This window comes from Saccharothrix texasensis, from assembly GCF_003752005.1.
GTDB lineage: Bacteria > Actinomycetota > Actinomycetes > Mycobacteriales > Pseudonocardiaceae > Actinosynnema > Actinosynnema texasense.
Genome location: NZ_RJKM01000001.1, coordinates 600,106 through 626,148 on the forward strand (window position 1 = coordinate 600,106; position 26,043 = coordinate 626,148).

Genomic DNA, 26,043 nt, shown 5'->3' on the forward strand with positions numbered 1-26,043 from the left:
TCGAGGGAGGTCACACCATGGGCAAGCACAGACTGGGCCAGACCGAAGGCCGTCAGTGGGGCGGTCCGGACCTGGTCAACGGCGCGGAGGACGCGCTGGGCCGGTCCGATGGCGAGCAGTCCGAGCAGTCCGCCGCGGAGCGCGCGGAGGACGACTAGAGCGACACCTCGACATCCGGGTCCTCGCCGACCGAGCGCAGCGGGGTGACCGTCGGTCGTCCCCCGGCCAGCAGCGCCGCGTCGGTGCCGGGCTCCAGCTCGTCCTCGACCAGGATGGCGGCCAGCGCGATCGTGCCGTCGTCGCTGTCCTTGATCCGGGTGCGCACGGCGCCGAACTCGGCGAGCGCGGCCCGGACCGGCGCGCCCACCTCGGCCCGGTCGGGCACGTTCAGGTTGAGCACCGCCCCCACCGGCAGGGCCGCGAGCCGGTCGAACAGCGTAGAAGCCACCGCGACGGCGGTGTCCCAGTGGTGCGGCTCGGCCAGCTCCAGCCCCACGTCGAGGGACACCGCCATGGCGCGCGCGCCGTTGACGGCGGCGGTCAGGGCCGCGCCGACGGTGCCGGAGTGCAGCACCGCGCGGCCGACGTTCGCCCCCCGGTTCACACCGGACAGCACCACGTCCGGCGGGTCGCCGAACGCGCCCTGGGACGCGACCAGCGCGATGAACGCGGGGTGCGCGGCGACCGCGTAAGCGGGCACGTCCGGCAGTCCCGGCAGCTCCCGCCGCTCGACCTGGACCCGCCGGTCGTCCTCGGCGGCGGTCAGGCCCGCGCTCGTGCCGCTGGACTCGCGGGCGGGCGCGGCGACCACGGTCGTCCAGCCGTGCGCCACCGCGCCACGCGCCAGGGCGGCGAGCCCCGGCGAGTCGATCCCGTCGTCGTTGGTGATGAGCACCCTCATGCGTCCTCCCACGGGCGCAGCCGCACCCGGTCGACCAGGCCGCGCACCACGTCGCCGCTGCCGGTGCCGAGCCCGTGCCTGGTCACGTTCACCGTGCCCGCCGCCGCGCCCAGCTTCAACGACTCTTCCACGGAATGGCCGAGCGCGAGACCCGCGGCCAGCCCGGCGGTCATCGAGTCGCCGCCGCCGCGCGTGTCCACCGGGCTGAGGTCGGGCGTCTCCACGAGGTAGAGCGCGCCGTCGAGCCACGCCAGCGTCTCCTCGGCGGCCCGGGACACCACGACCGCGCTCGCGCCGGTCTCGGCGATCCGCCGGCAGCCCTCGACCAGGTCGGGCAGCGCGTCGGACTTCGCGAGCCCGTCGGACACCAGCTCCTCGTGGCTGACCTTGACCACCGTCGGACCGCCCGCGAGCGCGGCGGCCAGCCGGTCGCCGGACAGGTCCACGACGACGCGGCAGCCGTTGCCGCCGAGGTCCTTGGCGAGCCGCTCGTAGACCGAGTCGGGCACCGGGGTGTCCTTCGCGGCGGGTCCGCTCAGCACGGCGACACCCGCGTCCAGCGCTTCGATGAGCATCATCTCGTACAGGTCGTCCAGCTCGTGGCGGGACAGCGCGTCGGCGGGCATCCGCACCAGCTGGTCGCGCCCGCCATCCCGCCGGTCGTGCACGTAACCGCCGTTGCGGGCGGCGACCTCGCGGACCTTCAGCTCGACCCCGATCAGGTTCCGCAGCACCTGACCGGTCTCACCGCCCAACGCCGAGCACAGCACCACCTCGGCCCCCAGGGACTCGATCATGCGCGAGATCCACACACCCTGCCCTCCGGCGTGGATGTGGATGTCGGGCGTGCCGTCCAACTCCTCCACCGTCACCGTCAACTCCGGCGACGGCGCGAACACCGCTACTCGATCGGGCATAACGGACATCTACCCGATTCCGCCGTGATCGAATCACGGCGGAGGCTCTTCCGGCCCGCGTCACATCGGCGGCAACCGCGGCTCGGCGAGCCAGGAGCGGAAGTGCGCGGTCAGCGGTTCGGGGGTGTGGCGTTGGGCGAGGGCCACGAAGTCGCTCGTCGTCGCGGCGCCGTGCCGGTGGGTCGCGGTCCACTCGCGCAGGACGCCGAAGAACGCCGCGTCGCCGAGGCGGGTCCGCAGGCCGTGCACGGTCAGCGCGCCCCGCTGGTAGACCCGGTCGTCGAACAGGTTCGCCACACCGGGGTCGCCGATCCGGAGGTCCTGCGGCAGCCGGGCCAGGCGGGCGTGCGCGCGGGCGGCGTGCGCCTGGGCGGCGGGGCCGCCGGACCGCTCGGACCACAGCCACTCCGCGTAGCAGGCGAAACCCTCGTTGAGCCAGATGTCGCGCCAGTCGGCCAGGCCCACGCTGTTGCCGAACCACTGGTGCGCCAGCTCGTGCGCGACCAGCCGCTCGTGCCCGCGCCGCCCGTCCACGTGGTTGGCGCCGAACACCGACATGCCCTGCGCCTCGACCGGCACCTCCAGCTCGTCGTCGGTCACCACGACCTGGTACGTCCGGAACGGGTAGGGGCCGAACAGCTCCTCGAACACGGCCATCATCCGCGGCTGGCGGGCGAAGTCGTGCTTCGCGGCGCGCAGCAGCCGTGCGGGCACGGCCACGTCCTGGCCCACGGCCAGCGGCAGCCGCTCGTACAGGCCGATCTGCACCGACGCCAGGTAGGTCGCCATCGGCTCGGCCTGCTCGTAGACCCACGTCGTGCTGCTGCCACCCGTGCGCCGCTCGACCGGCACCCCGTTCGCCAGCACCGCGTACGGCGACGGCGCGGTGACGGAGACCCGGTAGGTCGCCTTGTCCCGCACCAGGTCGTTGCACGGGAACCAGGACGGCGCGCCGATGGGCTGGCTCGCCACCAGCGCGCCGTCGGTGAGCTGGTCCCAGCCGAGCTCGCCCCAGTGCCGGGAGCGGACCGGGCGGGCCACGCCCGAGTAGCGCACCTCGACGGTGAACGGCCCGTCCACCGGGCGCGAGGGCCGCACGCGCAGCTTGCCGCCGCCGTGCACGTGCCGGGCCGGCCGGCCGTCCACCAGCACCCGGCTGACGGTCAGCGTGCCGAAGTCCAGCACCACCCGCGCGCACGGGCCGGTCGCGACGGCCGACAGCGTCGCGCGACCGGCCAGCCGCCCGGTGTGCGGTTTGTAGTCCAGCTCCAGGTCGTAGTGCGCGACCCGGTAGCCGCCGTCACCGTGGTCGGCCAGGTAGGGGCCGGTCATCGCCAGGAGGAGATCGGGTTGCCCAGCCAGCGCGTGCCCTCGGGCACGTGCTCGCCGCGCATCACCAACGACGCCGGGCCCACCGCCGCGTGCGCGCCGACCGTCGCGCCCGGCAGCACGATCCCGTGCGGGCCGAGGGTCGCCCCCTCCGCCAGCTCCACCCGGTCCATGCGGAGGATCCGGTCGTGGAACAGGTGGGTCTGCACCACGCACCCCCGGTTCACCGTCGCGCCGTCACCCAGCCTGACCAGGTCCGACTCCGGGAACCAGTACGACTCGACCCACGTGCCGCGCCCGATCCGCGCGCCGAGCGACCGCAGCCACACCGCCATCACCGGCGACCCGCCGGCCCGGCCGACCAGCCACGGCACCGCCAGCACCTCGACGAACGTGTCCGCCAGCTCGTTGCGCCACACGAACCCGCTCCACAACGGGTGCTCCCGCGCCCGGAACCGGCCCACCAGCAGCCACTTCGCCGCCGCCGACACCGCGCACGCCAGCACACCCGCCGCGAGCAGCACCGGCCCGGCGAGCAGCGGTCCCAGCTCGCGGATCGCGAACAGCACGCCGACGACCAGCGCCACGTGGCACATCACCGGCACGACCCGGCACAGCTCGACCAGCGCACGCGCCACGACCAGGCGTCGCGGCGGGTCGAACGTCCGGCTCTGGTCACCCCGCTCCGCCGCGCGCGGCAGCTTCATCGGCGGCATGCCCAGGTACGAGCTGCCCGCCTTGGCGTGCTTCGGCGTCGAGGACAGCACACCCACCAGGCCGCGGTTCGGCACCGAACGGCCCGGCGCGGTCATGCCCGAGTTGCCCAGGAACGCGCGCTTGCCGACCCGCGCGGCGGCGATGCGCAACCAACCGCCGCCCAGCTCGTAGGTGGCGACCATGGTGTCGTCGGCGAGGAACGCGCCGTCGCCGATCGTGGTCATCCTCGGCAGCGCGAGCACGGTCGACGCCTCGACCCGCCGGCCGACCTTCATCCCGAGCGCGCGCAGCCACACCGGCGTGAGCAGGCTCGCGTACAGCGGGAACAGCACGACCCGCGCGGTGTTCATCAGCCGTTCCGTGGTCCACGCCTGCCAGGCGATCCGGCTGTGCACCGGGTACGTGCCCGCCCGCAACCCGATCCCGAGCAGCCGGACGGACACCAGCACCACCAGCGCGTAGGAGCCCAGCCACGCGACCGTCGCCAACGGCACCGCGAGCATCGCCGAACCCGGCGTCACCGGCCCGCGCGTGATCAGCAGCACCGGGAGCACCGCCGCCGCCACCGGCAGCAGGCCCAGCGCGGACGTCGTCACCGCGTAGACCAGCTTCCACCACGCCGACCGGGGCGGACGCGGTCCCGGACGGGCCGCCCTGCCGTGCCGCTGCGCCGGGACGCCGGCCCAGCGCTGCCCCGTCGGCACCGAGCCGGTCACCCCCGAACCGGGCGCGACCTCCGCCCGCTTGCCGACCCGGGCGCCGGGGAACAGGGTGCTGCGGGCGCCGACCACGGCGCCCGCGCCGACCCGCAACCGGCCGACGTGCAGCCGGTCGCCGTCGACCCAGTGCCCGGACAGGTCCACCTCGGGCTCGATCGCGCAGCCCTTGCCGAGCTTGAGCAGACCGGTCACCGGCGGCGCGGAGTGCAGGTCCACGTCCGGGCCGACCCGCACGCCCAGCGCGCGGGCGTAGTGCGTGAGCCAGGACCCGGCCAGGTCCGTCGCGCCGCTGAACTCGGCGAGCCGTTCGGCGGTCCACACCCGCAGGTGCACGCCGCCGCCGCGGGGGTAGGTGCCGGGACGCAGGCCGCGCAGCAGCAGCCGCGCGCCGCCCGCCGCGATCAGGACCTTGCCGGGCGGACTCACGAACGCCAGCCACCCCGCGGCGATCCACCACCACGACACGGGCGTGGTGAAGCCGACGACGTTGCCGACCGCCGCCAACCCCACCGACCACCGCACGCCCACCAGGCTCATCAGCGGCACCAGCAGCAGCGACTGGAGCAGGCCGGTCCGCCGCGGCGTCGGCGCGACCTCGCGCGTGACGCCCTGGTGGCCGCCCAGCTCGTCCAGCCGCGCGGCCAACGCGCGCAGCGTGGGGTGCTGGTAGACGTCGTTGACCGAACCGCTGGGGTAGCGGGTCCGGATCGTGGAGACCAGCTGGGCGGCGGCGAGGCTGCCGCCGCCGTGGGCGAAGAAGTCCGCGTCGGGGCCGGCGACCCGGGAACCCAGCAGCTCCGACCACCGCTCGGCCAGCCACCGCTCGGTGCCCGTGAGGGTCCCGGCCGGCGCCGCGACGTCCAGCCCCGGCAGCGGCCACGGCAACGCGGCCCGGTCCACCTTGCCGGACGTGCGGGTGGGCAGGGTGTCGACGGCGGCCAGCAGCGGCACGAGCGCCGCGGGCAACGCGGTCCGCAGCCGGGCCGTCGCGTCGGCCTGGTCGAAGTCCTCGCCCGCGACCACGTACCCGACCAGCACCTGGTTGCCCGCCTTGGTGGTGCGCACGGCCGCGGCGGCGCCCGCGACCGACGGCAGCGCCTGCAGCGCCGCGTCGACCTCGCCGAGCTCGATCCGCCGACCGCCCAGCTTGACCTGCTCGTCGGCGCGGCCGAGGAACAGCAGGCCCTCCGGCTCGGCGCGGACGAGGTCGCCGCTGCGGTAGGCGCGGTCCCAGCCCAGGGCGGGCAGCGGCGCGAACTTCTCGGCGTCCTTGGCCGGGTCGAGGTAGCGGGCCAGGCCGACGCCGCCGATGACCAGCTCGCCGGAGCCGCCCATCGGCACGGGCGTGCCGGCCGCGTCCACCACGGCCAGCTCCCAGCCGTCCAGGGGCAGCCCGATGCGCACCGGGCCGACACCGGTCAGCCGCGCCGCGCAGGCCACGACGGTCGCCTCGGTCGGGCCGTAGGTGTTCCACACCTCGCGACCGTCGACGGCGAGCCGCTCGGCCAGCTCCGGCGGGCACGCCTCGCCGCCGAAGATGAGCAGGCGGACGTCGTCCAAGGCGTCCACCGGCCACAACGCGGCCAGCGTGGGCACCGTGGACACGACCGTGACCTCGCGCTCGACCAGCCACGGCCCCAGGTCGAACCCCGTGCGGACCAGGGCCCGCGGCGCCGGGACCAGGCAGGCGCCGTGGCGCCAGGCCAGCCACATCTCCTCGCACGAGGCGTCGAAGGCCACGGACAGGCCCGCGAGCACGCGGTCGTCCGGGCCGATCGGGTCGTCCGGGAGGAACAGGCGGGCCTCGGCGTCCACGAACGCGGCGGCGGCCCGGTGCGAGACCGCGACGCCCTTCGGCTTGCCCGTGGAACCGGACGTGAAGATGATCCACGCGTCGTCGTCCGGCCCGGGAGCACCGACCAGTCCCAGGGGCGTGCCGCGCAGCTCCAGGTCGCCCGTGACGACCGCGCACACGTCGGCTTCGCCGAACACCAGCTCGGCCCGCTCGTCCGGGTCGTCGGCGTCGACGGGCACGTACGCGGCGCCGGCCGTGAGCACCGCCAGCACCGCCACGTACAGGTCCACGGTCCCGGACGGCACCCTGATGCCGACCCGGTCGCCGGGCCCGATCCCGGTCGCCGCCAGCTCCCGGCTCCGCGCGTCCACCTCGTCCAGGAGCTCCCGGTAGGTCAACGACGTCGTGCCGTCGTCCAGCGCGGGGGAGTGCGGGTGCCGGCGCGCGGTGTCGGCCAGGATCGCGACGAGGGTGCGCTCAGGCGCGGCGGCGCCGGCGCGGAACAACGCCGGCGGGTCGGTCAGCGTGGGGAAGGCGGTGTCGGGGGCGATGGTCACCGACGGGCACCGATGGGGCGAAGTCGCACTGTGAAGTCCTCCAAGAAAACGCCGACCTGCAACTTTACCGGTGATTCACGCCCCCGTCGCGCCGCCGTGACCGCGAGTGGGTGGCATCACATCCCGCCACGGCACCGATCCGCGCATGATCACTCCACAGTGGACCACCCGGGATCCCTTGCCCGTCAACGGCTGCCGGCCGCGCCCGCGGGCTGTCCCACCCCGGCTTCGCGGCTGACGGCGACGACTGCCTGAGCGCGGTCATCCGGCTCCGGTCACGGCTGACCGCGAGTCCCCGGCCACCGACCCGACCGCCGCGCCCGACAGCGTCACGGGGTACCGGACGGTGCCGGAAATCTGGCGGATCGCGTCGACTCGCCCTCCGTCTGTGGTCCGGATGGACCATCGGTTTTGCAATAGGTGACGGCGGGTAGTCCGCGGTCCCGACCGGCGACTATCAAACGTGTGAGCGAGGCAGACGATGGCGTCGTTTTCCCCTGTGCTGTGGTCTGCGGATCCCGGTGCGCCCGGTGTGCCGACAGTCGGCGTGGAGGAGGAGTTCCTGCTGGCGGACCTGTCCACCGGGCACCTGCTCCCGATCAGCGCCCACGTCGTCGAGGTGGCCGGCGATCTGGGCGGTGCGCTGGAGCTGGAGCTGACCAGGGCGCAGGTGGAGATCAACACGCCGGTGTGCCGGACCATGGCGGAGGTGCGGGAGCAGCTGACGTTCCTGCGCTCCACCGCCGCCGAGGCGGCGTCGCGGTGTGGCGGCAACCTGCTCGCCGTGGGCACCGCCCTGGCCGATGACGCGCCGGGACCGCCGATCACCGACGACCCCCGGTACCACCGGATCAACAACGCGTACGGGCAGCTCGCGCCCGAGAACGTCGTGTGCGGGTGCCACGTCCACGTCGCGGTGCCCGACCGGGAGACCGCGGTCCAGGTCTGCAACCACGTCCGGCCGTGGCTCCCCGTGCTGCTGGCGCTCACCGCGAACTCGCCGATCCACCACGGCGTCGACACCGACTACGCCAGTTGGCGGTCGGTGATCGTCGGCCGCTGGCCGTGCGCCGGCGCCCCGCCGTACTTCGAGTCGCTCGCGCACTACGAGTCCGCCGTGGACATGGCCGTCGGCTCCGGCAGCGTGCTCGACGAGAAGATGGTCTACTGGGACATCCGCCCCTCTTCGCACCTGCCCACCGTGGAGGTGCGGGTGAGCGACGTGCAGTCCACTGTGGATGAAGCCGTGCTGTTCGCCGCTCTGGTGCGGGGGTTGGTGATGGTCTCGTTGCAGTCCATCCAGGACGGTGTCGAGGCGCCTCGGGTCAGCGATGACGCGCTGCGCATGGCCTACTGGCGCGCCGCACGTGATGGACTGGACGGCATGGGCGTCGACCTGGAGACCACCCGGCCCGTTCCGGCCGTCGACCTGCTGCGCCGCCTGCTGCGCCACGTCGAACCCGCGCTGACCACCACGGGCGAGCTGCGGGCCGTGCAGACCCTCGTGGACGAGTTGATCGCCAACGGCAACGGTGCGAGCCGGCAGCGGCGGGTCTTCCGCCGCGACCACGCCCTGACCGACGTCGTGGCACTGGTCGCCCAGCACGCCGAGCACGACCGGTCACCGGACAACGTCTCCTGACCACGTCGGGGGAGGAGCCGCTTCCCGGTGATGATCGAACCACCCGGCCGCCGTCGGGTTTGAGGCGGCCGCTCCCGTGGTACCGAGCAAGACCATCGCTGTTCCGCTTCGGAGGGTGCTCATGCAGATCCAGGTCAACACCGACCACAACATCCACGGTGGCGAAGGACTGGCCACCTATGTGACCACCGACCTGGAGAGCAGCCTGTCCCGGTTCAGCGGATGGTTGACCCGGGTGGAGGTGCACCTCAGCGAGGACGGGGGCAGCAAGCCGGAGGACAAGAAGTGCGTCATCGAGGCGCGGCCCGGGGGCAAGCAGCCGGTCGCGGTGACCCACCACGCGACCACCGTGGACGACGCGTACGCCGGGGCGGCCCACAAGCTGGGGAGGGTGCTGGATTCCCGGTACAGCCGCGCCCACGACCACAAGGGCAGCGACAGCATCCGCCACATGCCCCCTCCGGAAGACCCGGAGCAGGTCGGCGTGATCGAGACGAGCCTGGACGCTGAGGGCGGCGACGCGGAGCCCCGCGCGATCTGACCGACGACGGCCGAACCCGTCGTGCCGCGCCGGGTCGACTGCTGCCGAAGTCCGCGACCGACGCGGACGGCGGGCCGTCGACCCGGCCGGTCCGCGCCGTCGAGGGTCGGGCGAGCACCTACTCGTCCTCGCCCCAGGTGCCGACGACCGCGAGCGCTGCCTCGCCCTCGTCGAAGGCCGAGAACAGGTCCGGCTCCGTCGCAGGCCCCTCCCGCAGCAGCAGGACCACCGGTTGGTTCCCGTCCCCGGTGGCGGGGTCGAAGTCCGTGGTGATCTCTCGGCGCAGCAGGAGCACGCCGCCGTCCACCAGCGGGGCGCCGCGCAGGTGCGCCGCGGCTCCGGCGAGGTCCTCCCGGTACTCGCGCACCATGTGGTCGTACACCTCGGGCGAGGTCAGCAGGAGCACGGCCAACCGGTCGACGGTGCGCTCGTAGCGCACCCCGAGGTCGAAGGGGAGCAGGTAGAACACCCCTTCCTCCCCTTCGTGGCCCCGGTCCAGCAGCATGTCCACCACGCGCTGGCCGGGGTCGCCCGAGGCGGGGTCGATCCCGACGAGGACCAGCTCGGCCTCGTCCTCCTCGCCGTCCTCCAGCGCCGGCACGACGGTGATCCACATCTGTTCCGCGTCACCCATGCCGGTGATCCAAGCCCAAGCCCTCGTCCCGGTCCAAGTGGCGAGCGTTGCTCGCGGGCGGCGGCCGGCTCCGAGCGGGAAGTCGAGCCCCGGGCGTGGGAACCCGGCCCGGACGGCCTCACCGCCTCGGCCGCGCCGGACACGGACATCTTCCCCAGCCCGCTCGGTTCGCCGACCCGTTCGACGGCAGTCGACCCGGCGGCGCGTCGACGGGTGACCGCCCGGTCACCCGCCCTGCCCTCCGGTGAGCAGTTCGAGGAGGCTCCCGGGCGTGTCGGCGCCGAAGCAGGTCTCGAAGTCGCGGGGCGCTTCGACGGCCTCCGCGGTGCTGCGGGGGAAGAGCGCCTGCTCGTACTGCGCGAGCGCGGCCTCGACGTCGTCGGGGTGGGCGGCGAGGGCCCTGCCGAGCTCGGCGCCGTCGAGCATGGCCAGGTTGGCGCCTTCGCCGTTCGGGGGCATGAGGTGGGCGGCGTCGCCGACGAGCGTCACGCCGGGCACCCGGCCCCACCGGTGCCCGGCCGGCAGGGCGTGCAGGGCGCGTGGGACCGGCGGGGTGTCCCCGTCGGTGATCAACGCGGTGAGTTCCGGCGCCCAACCGTCGAACTCGGCGGCCACCCGCGCGGTGGCGGCGGCGGTGTCGGTGAAGTCGATGCCGTCGAGCCACTCCCGGGGCTTGGTGAGCGCCACGTAGGTGTGCAGGACGCCGCCGGCCTCGCGGTGGGCCAGGATCCCCTTGCCCGGCACGAGCGCGTACATCGCGCCGTCGCCGACGGCCTTCGCGCAGGCGGGGTGGCGCCGATCGGCGTCGAACAGGTACGTCTCGACGAAGGACGTGCCGACGTACTCGGGCTCGGCGTCGGACAGCAGCGGGCGCACGCGGGACCACGCGCCGTCCGCGCCGACCAGCAGGTCGGTCGTCGCGGTCGAGCCGTCGGCGAACGCCAGTTCGTGCCGGCCGTCGCCGACCGCCCGGACCGCGGTGACCTTGCGCCCCCACCGGACCGTGCCGGCCGGGAGCGAGTCGAGCAGGATGCGCCGCAGGTCGCCGCGGAGCACCTCGGGTCGGACGCCGGCGCCGTCGTCGGGGTGGTCGAGCAGGACGGTCGCGTCCGGGGCGAGGACCCGCGCGGCCTCCGCCCCCTGGTGGACGTGGGCGAGGAACTCGTCGACCAGGCCGGCCTCCTCGAGCGCGAGCCGGCCGTTGTGCTCGTGGATGTCGAGCCGGCCGCCCTGGCCGCGGACGTCCGCCGAGGTGTCGGCTTCGCAGACGATCGCCGGGATGCCGTGGACGTGCAGGACGCGGGCGAGCGTCAGCCCGCCGAGGCCCGCGCCGACGATCGTGACCGAGGTGGTCATGCGGTGGATCCTTCGCTGCCGGGAAAGTGTCTGGAACGGTGTTCCAAACACCTAGGCTGGAACACCGTTCCAGATATGTCAAGATGAGGCGCATGACCACCAGGGCACGGCACCCGGAGCGGCGCGAGGACGCGCTCTCCCGGGAGCGCATCGTCGGCGCCGCCGTCGAGCTGCTCGACGACAAGGGCGAGAGCGGGTTGACCTTCCGCGCGCTCGCCGCGCACCTGGAGACCGGGCCCGGGGCGATCTACTGGCACGTGGCCAACAAGAACGAGCTGCTCGCCGCCGCCACCGCCGCCGTCCTCGCCCCCGTGACGAGCGCCGAGGCCACCGGGACGCCGCAGGAGGTGATCCGGGCGGTCACGGTCGGCGTGTTCGACGCGATCGAGGCGCACCCCTGGGTCGGCGCCCAGCTCTCCGCCAACCCCACCCAGCCGGCCGTGCTGCGCATCTTCGAGCGCATCGGGTGGCAGGTCCGGGCGCTCGGCGTCCCCCCGTCCGCCCGGTTCACCGCGGCGTCCGCGGTGCTGCACTTCGTCCTCGGTGTCGGCGGCCAGAACGCCGCACTGGCCCGGACGCTGCGGGGGACCACGAACCGGAGCGACCACCTGGCGGCGGTGTCGGCCGAGTGGGCGGACCTGGACCCCGACGAGTTCCCCTTCACCCGCACCGTCGCGGACGAGCTGCGCGACCACGACGACCGCGCGCAGTTCCTCGACGGCGTCGACCTGATCCTGGCCGGCATCGTGCGGCTCCGGTGAGCACTCGCCAGGACCGGGGGCGGCGCGCCTCGTCACGTCGCCTCGGCCACGTCGAGCACCCGGCGCCCGCCGGGCTGCCGCCGAGTCCGGCCGCGGGGTGGGACACCGCGAAGCCGTCCCGGCCACGCCCGTCTCGCCGTTCCCGGGTGAACCACGTCGCCTCCGGTTCCGCCGGAGGGCCGCAGCGGTGAGGGGCCGTCGGTGACGTGAAGGCGTGGAAGCCGAGTGGTCTCGTGCGGTAGCGGGTCCACTGTCGGCGGCCGTCCCGGCGATTTCCCGGTGGTTTCCCACGATGCGCCGGCCGGAGCCGGCAGGCGGGCCGCCGGTCAGGCGCTGCGGCGCGGTTGTCGCAAGAGCTGCCGGTCACCTCGGGGGGAGTGTTCGGACATCCCAGACGGAACGGGAAACCCTGGTCGTCCGTCCGGACACCATCGCCCCAGGACCTGGTGCGCGCCGACCGCGTCCTGCTGCCCCGCCGCCCGGCCGACCTGGCCGCGCGCTACGACCCGCCGCCCGCCCGGGTGGACACCTTCCGCCACAACGAGCTGTTCGGCTGAGCGCCCCGACACCCCGCGCGACGGCGGTCGTCGGCCCGACCGGTCACGGGGGTGCGGTCGGTTCGATCAGGAACACCTGGTCGGACGTGGTGGAGCAGGGGGTCTGGACGATCTCGGCGCCGGCGGAGGTGGCCCGGTCGCGCGGGCCGAGGCACAGGTCCGTGGCGACGGGGCGGATGCGGACGTCCGTCGCGCCCGGCGGACCGGCCGGTTCGATCCGGAACCGCTGCGCCGGGTCGTCGTCGGCGCACTCGTGGCGTGGCTCGAGCACGTCGCGGTCCGGCCCGCCGAGCAGGACCGCGAGGCACCTGATGCCGTGCCGCGGGTGGTGCCACTGGATCTGCACGACGTCCGCGCCGAGCGGCTCGATGAACGCGTACGGGAGAGGCGCGTCCGCGCAGGAACCTTGGACGGCGACGGCCCCGGCGCGGTGGTCGGCGCGGCCCTCGGTGAGGCACAGCTCGGGCGTCCGCGCGGGGTGGACGCGCGCCCAGCTGCCCACCGGCCGGATGGTCAGTCCCGCCACCGGTGACGCGGACGGCGAGGCCGGCGCGGACCGGTCGACCACCGCGTCGACGGCCACCGTGCCCACGACGCCGACGAAGGTGGCCGCGAGCAGGCTCGCCGCGCGACGCCATCGCGGAGCACGCGACCGGACCGGTGCGCCGAGCGCCGGGGCCGGCTGGTCCTCGTCGTCCTCGTCGGTGGCCCGGATGGCGATGTCGTGCCGGGTTTTCAGCCACAGCAGCACTTCGTCGTCCCCGAGGCCGCAGGCGCGGGTGAAGGTGTCGACGAAGTGCTCCCTGGGCAACGTGGCGCGGCCGAGCGTGGTCGCGATCGTGCTGGGCGGCAACCGGTCCTGGTGCGCCGCGGTCTTGCCCTCCAACTGTCGGTAGGTCAGCCCCGACCACATCCGCAACGCGCGCAGTGCCGTGGTGAACTCGGCTGCGGTGGTGGCCTCGGTCGGCTGCGGTGCTGCCAACGGCGACTCTGCTGAGCCGCCCCCTCCGTGGCTCATGGCTCCAGCATGGTGGTCCAGTCCACGCGGGGGCGACCGCCGATCCAGCGGGCGGCGTTGGGCTGTTCGGGTGCGTTCGTGAACGGCGTGGGCTACGTTCCGAACAGGCCTCGAACGGCGATCGCCCCGGTGAACGAATCCGAACAGCGCTGTGCCTTGTTCACCTGCTTCGCGCCGCCTTACTCTCGACGAGTTTCTGCTGCCGGTCCGCCCGGGGTCATTCCGCGGACTGCGCCTCATTGCGCCATCGGCTTTCGTCTGGACAAGGAGCACTCATGGGCAAGATCGCCGTCCTCACCAACGACCTCCAGGGCGATGTGGTTTACCTGACCCCCGAGCGGACCGCGGTGATCGCCGACGCGCAGCCCCACTACACCGCTTTCCTGGACGAGATGCGGCGCCGCGGTCACACCGTCTACCACCTGCAGTTGATCAACCTGCCCGACGACCCCAACGCGAACCGCAAAGCCGACGGAACCCTGCCGCTGCAGCGCGGCACCGAGGGCGCGGAAATCCTGCCCGCCTTCCTCTCTGACGGCGACGTGGTGGTGGAGAAGAACAAGGACAGCGGCTTCTACGAGACCGAGATGCACGGCCTGCTCCAGGCCGCCGGCGTCGACACCGTCGTGGTCACCGGCCTGCAGACCCAGATCTGCGTGCAGACGACCGCCGCCGACGCCTTCTTCCGCGGCTACAACGTGTGGGTCCCCTCCGACTGCGTCGTCTCCGACAACCCGGCGGACCGGGACCGCTCGCTCACCTGGCTCAGCGGGTACTGCGCCACGGTCGCCGACTCGTCGGAGATCCTGGAAACCCTCGACACCAAGGGTGAACTGCCCCGCAGGATCGTCAAGACGCTGCCCTGACGACCGGCCGTCCCGATTCCGCGCACCACGATCCCGGCGAATCCGCGAATGGTCATTCCGCGCGCACCCGGAAAGGGAGGAATTTCGATGGCAAGGTCGGTCACCGGCCCGGACGAGGTCGTTCTCGACCACGGCAGCGGGGCCAAGCTCAGCCATGAGCTGGTCTCCCTCATCGTCGACACGCTCGGCGACGTCTACATCGGCGAGATGGAGGACAGCGCCATGTTGTCCGTCCCCGTCGGGCGGATCGCGATGACCACCGACTCGTTCGTGGTCGACCCGCCGTTCTTCGGCAACGGCGACATCGGCAAGATCGCGGTCTGCGGCACGGTCAACGACCTCGCGGTGGTCGGCGCGCGTCCGCTCTACCTCACCCTCGGGATGATCCTGGAGACCGGGCTCCCGATCTCCCGGCTGCTCCGGGTGGTCGCCTCGATCCGGGAGGCGGCCCTCGAAGCGGGCGTCCAGATCGTCTGCGGCGACACCAAGGTGGTCCGCAAGGGCGAGGTCGACCAGATCTACCTGAACACCGCCGGCATCGGCGTCTTCGAGCGGGAACCGCTGCGGATGCGCGACGTGCGACCCGGCGACCGGGTGATCCTCAGCGGGTCGATCGGCAACCACACCGTGCACCTGCTGTCGATCCGGGAAGGCCTCGGTTTCGAACAGCGCGTGCTCAGCGACTGCGCGCCGCTGAACGGGCTGCTGGAGGAGCTGTTGGCGGCGACGGCCGCGGGCGCGGTGCGCTCGGTCCGCGACGTCACCCGGGGCGGTCTGGCCGCCGTCCTGCACGAGTACGCGCAGGCGTCCGGGCTCACGATCAGGGTCGAGCAGGACCGGCTGCCCATCCAGTTCGAGACCGTGATGGCCACGGACATGTTGGGGATCAACGCGATCCACGCCGCCAACGAGGGCTGCCTGTGCCTGTTCGTCGCACCGGAAGCCGAGCAGGAGGTGCTGGCCGCGCTGCGCTCGCACCGGTACGGCGGCGACGCGGTCGCGATCGGCGAGGTGACCGAGACCGCCGAGCCGGTCGTGCTGATGCGCGACGGCGACGGGCGTGACTCCGTGATCGAGGAGCTCCAGGGCTCCGAGCTGCCGCGCCTGTGCTGAGCGCGGGAGGGGGCGGCGTGCCGGACGGCGGTCCGCGGATCCGGCGGCGCATCCGCGTGGTGGGCGTGGTCCAGGGCGTGGGCTACCGGCCGTTCGTGTACAAGCTGGCGCTGCGGCACGACCTGACCGGCTGGGTGCTCAACGACCCGGAGGGCGTCCTGGCCGAGGTCGCCGGCCGACCCGAGGAGGTGCGCCGCTTCACCGAGGGCCTGAGCGCGCAGGCGCCACCTCAGGCCCGGGTCACGGGCGTGCGGGTGGAGGAGCTGCCCGCCGCCGCGGAGGCGGAGGGGTTCACCATCCGGGAGAGCCTGCACGGCGGACTGCGCACGACGGTCGTCCCCGCCGATTCCCACGTGTGCGCCGACTGCCTCGCCGAGCTGCGCGACCCGGCCGACCGCCGGTACCGCTACCCGTTCATCAACTGCACCAACTGCGGCCCGCGCTACTCCATCATCCGGGACCTGCCCTACGACCGGGCCGCGACCACCATGGCCGCCTTCACGATGTGCCGACCCTGCGCCGCCGAGTACGCCGACCCGCTGGACCGCCGCTACCACGCCCAGCCCAACGCGTGCGCCGACTGCGGCCCCCGGCTGCTGCTGGCCGGCCCCGACGGCGAGGTGGTCGGAGGAGAGGAAGTGCTCGCGGCGGTCACGGCCGCGCTCACCGAGGGCAGGATCGTCGCGGTCAAGAGCGTCGGCGGGTTCCACCTCGCCGTGGACGCCCGCAACGCCGAGGCCGTCGCCCGGCTGCGGGCTCGCAAGCGGCGCGACTCCAAGCCGTTCGCGGTCATGGCCCGCGACCTGGCGGAGGTCACCGGTTTCGCCGAGGTCCGTCCCGCCGAGGCGGACCTGCTGCTCTCCCCGGCCCGCCCGATCGTGCTGCTGCGCAAGCGGCCCGGCGGCCTGCCGGAGCAGATCGCGCCGCGCAACCCGAACCTCGGCGTGATGCTGCCGTCCGCGCCGCTGCACCACCTCCTGGTCGATCACACCGGCTTGGCCGCGTTGGTGATGACCAGCGGGAACATCTCCGGTTACCCGATCGTGCACCGCAACGAGGACGCGTTGGCGCAGCTGCCCCAGGTCGCCGACCTGATCCTCTACCACGACCGCGACATCGAGGTCCGGGTCGACGACTCGATCGTCCGCTACTCCGAGCACCCCGGTCTGGACGAGCCGGTCGTCAGCTTCATCCGCCGGTCCCGCGGCTACGCGCCGTACCCCGTGGAGGTCGGCGCCGACCTGGCGCCGCTGGTGGCCTACGGCGCGGAGCTGAAGACCACGGTGGCGTTGAGCGGCGGCTCCCGGGTCTACGTCAGCCAGCACATCGGCGACGTCAAGAACGACGAGACGTTCGTGGCGCACCGGGCGGCCGTCCAGCACCTGGCGGAGCTGCACCAGCTCCGGCCGCGGCACGCCGCCGTCGACCTGCACCCGCAGTTCCGCGCCACGCGCTTCGCGTTCGAGGAGCAGGGCAAGGCCTTCGAGCACGTCGTCCCGATCCAGCACCACCACGCGCACATGGCGTCCTGCATGGCCGACAACCGGCTGACCGGCCGGACGATCGGCGTCGTGTTCGACGGCACCGGGTACGGCCTGGACGGCACCATCTGGGGCGGCGAGTTCCTGCTGGGCGACTACCACGACGCCCGCCGCGTCGCGCACCTGAGGACCGTGCCGCTGCTGGGCGGCGACAAGGCGGTCACCGAGCCGATCAGGACCGGTTTCGCGCTGGCCCTGGACGCGTTCGAGGAGACCTCGGCCGCGATCGGAGCCTTCCCGGTCCTGGAGGGTTTGGACGAGCAGCAGCGGCACGTGTTCGCCACCATGGCGCGGCGCGGGATCAACGCGCCGCCCGCCTCCAGCATGGGCCGGCTGTTCGACGGCGTCGCCGCCCTGCTGGCCGTCACCACGCGCGCCGAGTACGAGGCGCACGGTCCCGTCGAGCTGGAAGGCCTGCTCGGACGCGACTTCACCATGGCGGAACGCGACGAGGGGTACCGCTTCGGCCTGCTGGAGCACGACGACGTCACCGAGATCGACCCGCGGCCACTGGTGCGCGCGCTCGCCGCGGACGTGGCCGTCGGCCTCGACACCGCGGTGATGAGCCGTCGTTTCCACACGGCCGTGGTCGACGTCGTCGTGGAGCGGTGCCGGGTGTTGCGCGCGGAGGGCACCGGACAGGTGGTGCTGTCCGGCGGTGTCTTCCTCAACGAGTTCCTGCTGGTCAACTGCCTGGTGGAGCTGCGCGCGGCGGGGTTCGACGCGTACTGCCACCGGCAGGTGCCGACCAACGACGGAGGCATCTCGCTCGGCCAGGTCGTGGTGGCCGACGCCCGGCTGGCGGGTGGTGAGCGGTGACCGCGCCCCTGGCCCGCCGAGCGCGCCGAATCCCGGGGCGGCCCCGGACGCGCAGAACCGAGGAGAGAAACGAACCATGAAGAAGTACCTGGTCACCGGTGGGCGCGGGTACATCGGGTCGGTGCTGACACAGCGGCTGTGCCGATCCGGCTCAGAGGTCGTCGTGGTCGACAACGGCCTGGTCGGCGGTCCGGAACTCGACCTGCCCCGGGTCACCTACGTCGACGGCGACGTCCGCGACGTCGGCTCCTGGGACAAGGCGCTCGACGGGGTGGACGCGGTGGTGCACCTGGCGGCGATCGTGGGCGACCCGGCCTGCGCGGTCGACCCGGACACCGCCTGGGAGGTCAACTACCTCGGCACCGTCCGGGTCGCCGAGGCGTGCCGGCGTGCGGGTGTGCGGTCGCTGGTCTTCGCGTCCACGTGCAGCAACTACGGGCTCACGGGGGACGAAGAGGCGGACGTGTGGTCGCCCGTGGCGCCGCAGTCCGCCTATGCCGAATCCAAGGTCAGGTCCGAGCACTACCTGCTCTCGTTGCCCCGGGACGTGCTCTCGTCGCGTCTGCTGCGGTTCGCCACCATCCACGGCCTGTCACCCCGGATGCGGTTCGACCTCGCGGTCAACGTCATGACGGCGGACGCCGTGGCGCGCGCCCGCGTCACCGTGCACGGTGGCACGCAGTGGCGGCCGTTCCTGCACGTCGAGGACGCGGCGGCAGCCGTGCAGCTCGTCCTCCGGGACGGTCGGCACACCGCGCCCAGCGTCTACAACTGCGGTTTCGGCGAGGAGAACTACCGGATGGACGCCATCGGGGAGCTCATCGCCGGCGAGATCGCCGGTGTCCGCCTGGAGATCCGCAAGGAGCAGACGGACCCACGCGACTACCGGGTGAACTTCGACCCCATCGGGCGAGAGCTGGGCCTCACCTTGGGTCACCGGGTGGTAGACACGGTGCGGGACATCCGGGACGCCATGCTCGACGGGGGGTTCGCGGATTTCGACTCCCCGCGGTACAGCAACTACCTGACCGCACTCGCGAAGCGCGACGACCCCGGCCTCGGCGCAGGCGGCTCCGTCCCGACCTTCCCACCCGACGAGCGCGTTCCGTCATCCACCGGGGGACCCCGACCATGACCGACACCACCGCGGACACCGCCCGCCCGCCGCGCTTCCCCGAGCTGGTGCCCCTGACCCGCCCGACCGTCGAAGCCGACGCCGGGCTGGCGTCGGCCATCGAGGGGATCCTCCGGTCCGGCATGCTCACCAACGGCAGGCACGTGCGCGAGTTCGAGGAGGCCGCGAGCGACTACCTCGGCGTCGACCACGCGGTCGCGGTCAGCAACTGCACGACCGGCCTGATGCTCGTGCTCCGCTGCCTGGGCCTGACCGGCGACGTCGTCGTGCCGAGCTTCACGTTCATGGCGTCCGGCCACGCGATCGACTGGGCGGGCAACGGGGTCCGCTTCGCCGAGTCCCACGCCCGGACCTGGACCCTCGACCCGGACGCCGTCGCACCGCTGATCGCGCGGGCGGCGGGCGTGATGGCCGTGCACACCTTCGGCGCGCCGTGCGACGCCGACCGGTTGCAGGAACTGTGCGACACCAGGGGCATCCCGCTGGTGCTGGACGCCGCGCACGGCTTCGGCAGCCGTTATCCCGACGGCGTCATGGTGGGCGGCAAGGGCGTGGCCGAGGTGTTCAGCCTCAGCCCGACCAAGACCCTCAGCACCGGGGAGGGCGGGCTGATCACCACGAACGACGCCGCGCTGGCCGCGAAGCTGCGCACGGCACGCGAGTACGGCAACCCGGGCGACTACGACAGCCGCTTCGTCGGGCTCAACGGCCGGATGACCGAGGTGTCCGGCGCGCTGGGCGGGCACGCGCTCAAGGGCTTCGCCCGGTGGATCCACCTCAGGCGGTCCTTGGCCGAGCGCTACCGCACCCGCCTCGGCGGTCTGCCGGGCCTGGAGTTCCAGGAGGTGCCGGCGGGCGCGGTGAGCTCGTACAAGGACCTGGGCGTCCGCGTGGACGGCGCGCGGTTCGGCATGACCCGCGACGAGCTCGCCGAGCGGCTGGCCCGTGAGAACGTCAGCACCCGCAAGTACTTCAGCCCCGCGCTGCACCAGCAGAGGGCCTACCGGGACGTGCCGGTCGACGCGGACCTGTCCGTCACGGAGCACCTGGCGGCGAGCATGATCACGCTGCCGCTGTACTCGCACATGCCGGCGCGCCTCGTGGACGAGATCTGCGACCTCATCGGCGAACTGCACGCGGCCCGTCGATCGATCCAGCGCGGAAGTGGTGGTAGGGCATCATGAACAACTACGTGGCGGACCTGCGCGGGCTGGTCGGCACCCGGCCGCTGATCCTGCCCGGCACGTCGGTCGTGGTCACCGACCCGGCCGGGCGGGTGCTGCTCCTGGAGCGGGTCGACACCGGCGGCTGGGGCCTGCCCGGCGGCCTCATGGAGCCGGGGGAGTCGTTCGAGGAGACCGGGCGGCGCGAGGTGCGGGAGGAGACCGGCCTGGAGGTCGGCGACCTGAGCCTGCTCGGGATCTTCTCCGGCGCCGAGTACTACTACCGCTACCCGAACGGCGACGAGATCTTCAACGTCACCGCCGCCTACGTGGCCAGGCTGCCGCGGGAGGCGACCATCTCGCTGGACACCGCGGAGAACCGCGCGTGGCGCTTCTTCGCCCTGGACGAGATCCCGGCCACCCTGATCACGCCGGAGCGACCCGTCATCGCGGAGTACGCCAAGGTGGCGCGGTGACCGCGCCGACGCCGGACTACACCGAGTTCATCGAGTCCTGCCTGCGCGAGGCGTCCGACGTGGCCACCCGGATGCGGGGCGTCGGCCGGGCCGCGGTGAAGCCGGACGACGTGAACCAGGTCGTCACCGACGCGGACCTCGCCCTGGGCGCGTTGCTGACCGGGCGGATCGGGGACGAGTACCCGGGGCACGCGATCCTGGAGGAGGAGAGCGGCGAAACCCCCGGCGAGCACGGGACCAGCTGGATCGTCGACCCGTTGGACGGCACGAGCAACTACGCCGTCGGCAGCCCCCTGTACGGGGTGATGATGGCGGTGGTCGGCCCGGACGGCGTGCTCGCCGGCGGCATGGCGCTGCCCGCCTTCGGCACGGTGTACGTCGCCCAGTCCGGTCGCGGGGCCACCCGTGACGGCCGGCCGCTCGAGCCGCTGCCGACGACCGCGCTGGAGCACTCGCTGGTGGCCTACGGGATGGACAAGGGGCCGGCCGAGCTGATGGCGGCCGAAGGGCGGCTCGTCGCCGCGATCGGCACGGCGTGCCTCGGCGTCCGCATGAGCAACAGCGTCTTCGACCTCTGCATGGTGGCCGAGGGCGCGTACGGCGCGTACGTGCATCGCGGTTGCCGGATCTGGGACGTGGCGGCGGCGGTGTGCGTCCTGGGGGAGTGCGGCGGTCGCTGCACCGACCTCGACGGACGGCCGCTGGACCTCACGCGCCCGCTGGAGAAGGCGGACCGGATCTTCGAGGTCTGCTTCGCCTCGGCCGCCGCGCACCCCTCGCTCGTCACCGCGATCGCCTCGGCGGTCCCCGCACCCGAGGAGGACTGATCGGCGTGACCACCACCCGCCCCGTCCGGCGCGGCCAGGACGCCCGCGTGGGCATCCTGGCCATGATCATGGGACTGACCTGCGGCTACGACGCCACCGCGATGGCGGGCGCGCTGGCGCTGGTCACGGACCACTTCGCCCTCACCACGACCCAGCAGGGCTCCCTGTACGCCGCCACGGCGGCCGGGTGGATCGTCGGAGCGCTGCTGGGCAGCAGGCTCGTGAACGCGCTCGGCCGCCGCACGACCCTGCTCGGGTTGGCGCTGCTGTACCTGGCGGGCACCGCCTCAGCCGTGACGTCGACGGACCTCGGGTGGCTGGACGCGAGCCGCTTCGTGCAGGGCATCGCGATCGGCATCGCCATCGTGGCGACCCCCATCTTCATCGCCGAGTCGGTCTCCACGCGCGCTCGCGGGCGCACCGCCGTCCTGTACCAGGTGGCGACTTCCCTCGGGTGCGCGACGGGGTACGTCGGCGGCTACTTCCTCGCGGGTGGCGGGCAGTGGCGGCTGATGATCGCCGTGCCCGGTGTCCTCGCCCTCCTCACCGCCCTGTGGCTGACCCGGTTGCCCGAGACCGACCGCTGGCGGCAGCTCCGGGCCGCCGGGCCGATCACCGGCGCCGCGCGTGCGCCGGGCGTCCTGCGCGCCCTGTTCGGCCCGCGCCACCGCACGTTGACGCTGTTCGTCATCGCGCTGGGGTTCTTCGTCCAGGCCACGGGCATCAACGCGATGGTGTTCTTCAGCCCGCGGATCTTCGAGCACATGGGTTACACCGACGCCTTCGGACTGCTGGTGCTGCCCGGTTCCGTCCAACTCGCGGGCGCGGGCGCGGCACTGGTCTGCGCGCTGACCATCGACCGGTTCGGCAGGCGGCCCGCCCTGCTCACCGGCACCACCCTCATGGGCCTGGGCCACGCCCTGATGGTGCTCGGCTTCGCCGTCGACTCACCGGAGGTGCCGGGCTTCCTCGGCCTGCTGGTCTTCGTCGTCGGGTTCAACTCCGGGTTCGGGGCACTGGTGTGGGTCTTCGCCGCCGAGGGCTTCCCGGACCACCTGCGCGGCGCCGGGGCGTCGGCGATGCTGCTGACGAACCTCACCACCAACCTGGTCGTGGCCCAGTTCTTCCTCGGCCTGCTCGACGCCGCCGGCGGCCTGGCGACCTACCTCGTCCTCCTGGCCGTCACCGTCGCGGCCTGGTTCTTCGTGTTCTTCCTCGCCCCGGAGACGAAGGGCCGGTCGCTGGACGAAGTCCAGGCCTACTGGGAAGCCGGTCGGCGCTGGGCCGCCGCCGACGACGCACCCGCCGCCCGCACGTGACCGACGACTCCGACCGATTCCGCCCGGTCGAGGGAGGTGCGGTCCGTGCCGCGGCGCAGTGAGGTCACCTCCGTGCTGGTCCTCGGGTCCGGGCCGGTGGACCCGGGAGCCGAGACCGACCGCGCCGGCGCCCGGGCGTGCCGCGTGCTCAAGGCGGAGGGCCTGCGGGTCATCCTGGTCGACAGCGACCCGGCGGCCATCACGACCGGGGCGGGGTTCGCCGACGCCACCTACGTGGAGCCGGTCACCCTCGACGTGGTCGAGCACATTATCGCCGCGGAACGCCCGGACGCCCTGCTGACCACCGTCGGCGGCCGGACCGCGCTCGACACGGCCGTCGCCCTGCACGAGTCCGGCGTGCTCGCCCGGCACGGCGTCGAGCTGATCGGCGCCGACCTCGACGCGATCCGGGTGGGCGGGAACCGCGAGGACTTCGAGCGGATCGTCAGGGGCGCGGGCGGCGCCGTCGCCCGCGCCGTCGCCTGCGACACGCTGGAGCAGTGCCACGCCGCCGCGGCGGAACTCGGCTACCCGGTCTTCGTGCGGACCTCGTCGACGACGGGCCGTTCCGGCTTCGCCGGCGACGAGCGGCAGCTGTCGGCCGTGCTCGGCACCGGGCCAGGCGCACACCGGGTGCTGATCGAGGAGTCGGCCCTCGGCCGGCGGGAGTTCGCGCTCGAACTCCTGCGCGACCGCGACGACGACGTGATCGTCGTCTGCTCGATGGAGAACGTCGACCCGGTGGGCGCGCACCCCGGCGACTCCATCGCCGTGGCGCCGGCCATGACACCGACCGGCCGGGAGGGCCGGCGGATGCGCGAGGTCGCGACCGCGGTGGTCCGCGCGATCGGCGTGGCCGGCCGGTGCACCGTCCGGTTCACCGTCGACCCGCGCACCGGACACGCGATCGTGGCCGGGGCGACCTTGCACGCGTCCCGCGCCGGCGCGTTCGCCGCCACGGCGACCGGTCTCCCGATCACCGAGATCGCCACCAGGCTCGCGCTCGGCCACACGCTCGACGAGCTGCCCGACGCCGTCACCGGGGAGACCGCCTTCGGGCCGGGCGCGGAGCACGTCGCGGTGAGGGCGTCGCGGTTCGCGTTCGACGGGTTCCCGACCGCCGACGCGGGCCCCACCGCCCGCACGGAGCCGGTCGGGGAGGCGGTGGCGATCGGCCGGTCCTTCCCGGAAGCGCTCAACAAGGCGCTGCGTGCGCTGGGCGAGGACGGCGGTTCCTTCAGCTGGGCCGGGCCGCCCGGTGACCCGGACGCCTCGGTCGCGGCGAGCTGGCGGCCCACCGGCGCCCGTGTCGACGCCGTGCACCGGGCCATCCGCGCCGGCGCCGCGGTCGCGGACCTGGCCGCGGCGACCGGCATCCATCCGTGGTTCCTGGATCAGGTCCGGCGGATCGAGGAGGTCGCGCGGGCGGTCGCCGGGCGGGACGGCGCGACCCGGCCGACGTTGCAGCTCGCGAAGCGGCACGGCCTGTCCGACGCGCGGATCGGCGAGCTGCGCGGCCTGGGCGAGGACGAGGTCCGCGCACTGCGCCGGTCGTTGGGCATCAGGCCCGGGTACCGGGCGGTCGACCGGCGCGCGGCGGAGTCCACCGCCCGGTACTCGTCCTACGGCGGGGAACCGGGCGCGCCGCGATCCGCCGCACCGAAAGTGGTGATCCTCGGCAGCGGGCCGACGCGGTTCGGCCAGGGCGCCGAGTTCGACCACACGTGCGCGCACGCGAGCGCCGCGCTCGCGGCGGCCGGCTACGAGACCGTGGTGGTCGACGGCGACCCGCGAGCGGCGACCGTCGACCCGGGCACCGGCCACCGCCACTACCTCGAACCGCTCACCGTCGAGGACGTGCTGGAGGTGGTGGCCGCCGAACAGGCCACCGGCGAGGTCGTCGACGTGCTGGTGCAGCTGGGCGGGCAGACCCCGTTGGCCCTGGCCGCACGCCTGGCAGCCGCCGGCGTGCCGGTCGTCGGCGTCAGCCCGGCGGCCATCGACCTGGCCGGGGACCTCGGCGCGCTGTCGACCGAGGTCGGGCTCCCCACCCCGGCGGGCGGCACGGCGACGTCGTTCGCCCAGGCCAAGGCCGTCGCCGACGAGCTCGGCTACCCGGTGCTGGTGCGACCGTCGCACGTGCCCGGCGGACGTGGCGCGGAGATCGCCCACGACGAGCGCGCGCTCGCCGCCTCCTTCGAACGAGCCGCCGCCGGCTCCGGGCGCCCGGTGCGGGTCGACCGGTTCCTGGCCGGCGCGATCGAGGTCGACGTCGACGCCCTCTACGACGGACGAGAGCTGTACCTCGGCGGCGTCATGGAGCACGTCGAGGAGGTCGGCGGCCACTCCGGCGGCTCGGCGTGCACGCTGCCGCCCGTCACCCTGGGCCACGCCGACGTCGTCCGCATCCGTGAGTCCACCCGGGCCCTCGCCCATCGCATCGGGGTGCGCGGGCCGCTGAACGTCCGGTACGCGCTCGCCGCAGGCGTCCTGCACGTGGTGGAGGTGTACCCGGGAGCCGGTCGCACCGTCCCGTTCGCGGCCGCGGCCACCGGCGTGCCGCTGGCCGCGGCCGCCGCCCGGGTGGCGCTCGGGTCCGGCATCGCGGAACTGCGCGCCGAAGGTCTGCTGCCCGCCGCCGGGGACGCCGGCACCCCGCCCCCGGACGCCGCGATCGCGGTCAGGCAGGCGGTGTCGCGGTGGAGCCGGTCCCGCACCCCCGACGGGGACAGGGCCGATGCCCATCACCGCGCCGGCGCGGTGATGGGCATCGGGGCGACCTTCGGTGTCGCCTACGCCAAGGCACAGGCCGCCGCCCGGACCCCGCTGCCCGTCGTCGGGCGGGTGTTCGTGTCGGTGGCGAACCGCGACAAGCGGGCCGTGATCTTCCCGGTGAAGGCGTTGGTCGACGCCGGTTTCGAGGTCTTGGCCACCGCCGCTACCGCGCAGGTGCTGCACCGCGGCGGTGTGGCCGTCACGGTCGTCCGCGCGCCCGGCGACGGACCCGACGGCGAGCCGTCCATCGTGGACCGCGTCCTGGCCGGCGAGGTCGACCTCGTCGTCAGCACCTCGTCCGGGCGACACGACGGCTCCGAGGTCCGCGCCGCCGCGACGAGGCGCGGCGTCCCGTGCGTCACCACCGTCCAGGGCCTGGCCGCCACCGTGCAGGGCATCGAGGCCGTCAGCCGCGGCCACGCGGTGGTCACCCCGCTCCGGGAACACCTTGGCGGGCCGTCGGGCGGGGTGACCGTTCCGAGTCGGCTCCCGTCCTCCGCCGAGGCCGGGCGACACCTTGTCGGTGTCGCGGTCGACCGGCCGCGGTAGCTCCCCGTCCGCGATC

At 73.7% G+C, this 26,043-nt stretch carries 20 protein-coding genes; 13 read left to right on the top strand and 7 right to left on the bottom strand.

From position 1 onward, the window contains the following. Positions 1-17: 17 nt before the first annotated feature. A complete protein-coding gene (locus EDD40_RS41345) occupies positions 18-158 on the top strand; it encodes a hypothetical protein (protein WP_170184920.1) in 141 nt (46 codons plus the stop codon). Here the strand turns inward: EDD40_RS41345 and surE are convergent. Genes surE through EDD40_RS02345 form a run of 4 tightly spaced genes read right to left on the bottom strand, consistent with a single transcriptional unit; the run spans position 155 to position 6,935 of the window. Further along, the gene (gene surE / locus EDD40_RS02330; RefSeq protein ID WP_123741429.1) at positions 155-901 is read right to left on the bottom strand and encodes a 5'/3'-nucleotidase SurE; all 747 of its coding nucleotides are present in this window, start codon (positions 899-901) and stop codon (positions 155-157) included. The two genes, EDD40_RS41345 and surE, sit on opposite strands and share 4 nt — an antisense overlap. After that, entirely contained in the window at positions 898-1,818 is a 921-nt protein-coding gene (locus EDD40_RS02335) for a PfkB family carbohydrate kinase (protein WP_123741430.1), read from the bottom strand. The genes surE and EDD40_RS02335 overlap by 4 nt, the downstream gene beginning before the upstream one ends. Positions 1,819-1,878: 60 nt before the next feature. Further along, positions 1,879-3,150 (bottom strand): M1 family metallopeptidase, encoded by a 1,272-nt coding sequence (locus tag EDD40_RS02340; RefSeq protein ID WP_123741431.1) that lies wholly within the window; start codon positions 3,148-3,150, stop codon positions 1,879-1,881. Next, positions 3,147-6,935: a Pls/PosA family non-ribosomal peptide synthetase gene (locus tag EDD40_RS02345; RefSeq protein WP_123741432.1), complete on the bottom strand. Its 3,789-nt coding sequence runs from the start codon at positions 6,933-6,935 to the stop codon at positions 3,147-3,149. The genes EDD40_RS02340 and EDD40_RS02345 overlap by 4 nt, the downstream gene beginning before the upstream one ends. Positions 6,936-7,467: 532 nt before the next feature. Between EDD40_RS02345 and EDD40_RS02350 the strand changes: the two genes are divergently transcribed. Continuing rightward, on the top strand, positions 7,468-8,577 hold the full coding sequence (locus EDD40_RS02350) for a carboxylate-amine ligase (RefSeq protein ID WP_246037351.1): 1,110 nt from the start codon (positions 7,468-7,470) through the stop codon (positions 8,575-8,577). A 121-nt stretch (positions 8,578-8,698) separates the two neighbouring features. Next, entirely contained in the window at positions 8,699-9,118 is a 420-nt protein-coding gene (locus EDD40_RS02355; protein WP_123747688.1) for an HPF/RaiA family ribosome-associated protein, read from the top strand. Between the two features lie 118 nt (positions 9,119-9,236). Here EDD40_RS02355 and EDD40_RS02360 read toward each other — a convergent pair whose 3' ends face one another. Both EDD40_RS02360 and EDD40_RS02365 read right to left on the bottom strand, forming a co-directional pair. After that, entirely contained in the window at positions 9,237-9,752 is a 516-nt protein-coding gene (locus EDD40_RS02360) for a hypothetical protein (protein ID WP_123741434.1), read from the bottom strand. A 225-nt stretch (positions 9,753-9,977) separates the two neighbouring features. After that, the gene (locus EDD40_RS02365; protein WP_123741435.1) at positions 9,978-11,108 is read right to left on the bottom strand and encodes an FAD-dependent oxidoreductase; all 1,131 of its coding nucleotides are present in this window, start codon (positions 11,106-11,108) and stop codon (positions 9,978-9,980) included. 92 nt (positions 11,109-11,200) lie between these two features. On the opposite strand from EDD40_RS02365, the gene EDD40_RS02370 reads away from it, so the two are divergent. Further along, positions 11,201-11,869, top strand: a complete 669-nt coding sequence (locus EDD40_RS02370; protein ID WP_123741436.1) for a TetR/AcrR family transcriptional regulator — start codon at positions 11,201-11,203, stop codon at positions 11,867-11,869. A 600-nt stretch (positions 11,870-12,469) separates the two neighbouring features. Here EDD40_RS02370 and EDD40_RS02375 read toward each other — a convergent pair. Continuing rightward, entirely contained in the window at positions 12,470-13,444 is a 975-nt protein-coding gene (locus EDD40_RS02375; protein ID WP_123741437.1) for an XRE family transcriptional regulator, read from the bottom strand. Between the two features lie 275 nt (positions 13,445-13,719). Between EDD40_RS02375 and EDD40_RS02380 the strand changes: the two genes are divergently transcribed. The 9 genes from EDD40_RS02380 to carB all read left to right on the top strand — a co-directional run bounded on the left by EDD40_RS02380 (position 13,720) and on the right by carB (position 26,027). Further along, the gene (locus tag EDD40_RS02380) at positions 13,720-14,310 is read left to right on the top strand and encodes a cysteine hydrolase family protein (RefSeq protein ID WP_123741438.1); all 591 of its coding nucleotides are present in this window, start codon (positions 13,720-13,722) and stop codon (positions 14,308-14,310) included. A gap of 87 nt (positions 14,311-14,397) precedes the next feature. Continuing rightward, positions 14,398-15,423, top strand: a complete 1,026-nt coding sequence (hypE, locus tag EDD40_RS02385; protein WP_123741439.1) for a hydrogenase expression/formation protein HypE — start codon at positions 14,398-14,400, stop codon at positions 15,421-15,423. 17 nt (positions 15,424-15,440) lie between these two features. After that, a complete protein-coding gene (gene hypF, locus EDD40_RS02390) occupies positions 15,441-17,783 on the top strand; it encodes a carbamoyltransferase HypF (protein WP_246037352.1) in 2,343 nt (780 codons plus the stop codon). Between the two features lie 76 nt (positions 17,784-17,859). Further along, positions 17,860-18,918 (top strand): NAD-dependent epimerase/dehydratase family protein, encoded by a 1,059-nt coding sequence (locus tag EDD40_RS02395; RefSeq protein ID WP_123741440.1) that lies wholly within the window; start codon positions 17,860-17,862, stop codon positions 18,916-18,918. Beyond that, entirely contained in the window at positions 18,915-20,102 is a 1,188-nt protein-coding gene (locus EDD40_RS02400; RefSeq protein WP_123741441.1) for a DegT/DnrJ/EryC1/StrS family aminotransferase, read from the top strand. Before EDD40_RS02395 ends, EDD40_RS02400 begins: the two co-directional genes overlap by 4 nt. Continuing rightward, on the top strand, positions 20,099-20,557 hold the full coding sequence (locus EDD40_RS02405) for an NUDIX hydrolase (protein WP_123741442.1): 459 nt from the start codon (positions 20,099-20,101) through the stop codon (positions 20,555-20,557). The genes EDD40_RS02400 and EDD40_RS02405 overlap by 4 nt, the downstream gene beginning before the upstream one ends. Continuing rightward, complete coding sequence (locus EDD40_RS02410) at positions 20,554-21,384, top strand: inositol monophosphatase family protein (RefSeq protein ID WP_123741443.1); 831 nt, start codon at positions 20,554-20,556, stop codon at positions 21,382-21,384. Before EDD40_RS02405 ends, EDD40_RS02410 begins: the two co-directional genes overlap by 4 nt. 5 nt (positions 21,385-21,389) lie before the next feature. Beyond that, on the top strand, positions 21,390-22,703 hold the full coding sequence (locus EDD40_RS02415) for an MFS transporter (protein WP_123741444.1): 1,314 nt from the start codon (positions 21,390-21,392) through the stop codon (positions 22,701-22,703). A gap of 45 nt (positions 22,704-22,748) precedes the next feature. Next, positions 22,749-26,027, top strand: a complete 3,279-nt coding sequence (carB, locus tag EDD40_RS02420; RefSeq protein ID WP_123747690.1) for a carbamoyl-phosphate synthase large subunit — start codon at positions 22,749-22,751, stop codon at positions 26,025-26,027. Positions 26,028-26,043 lie beyond the last annotated feature (16 nt).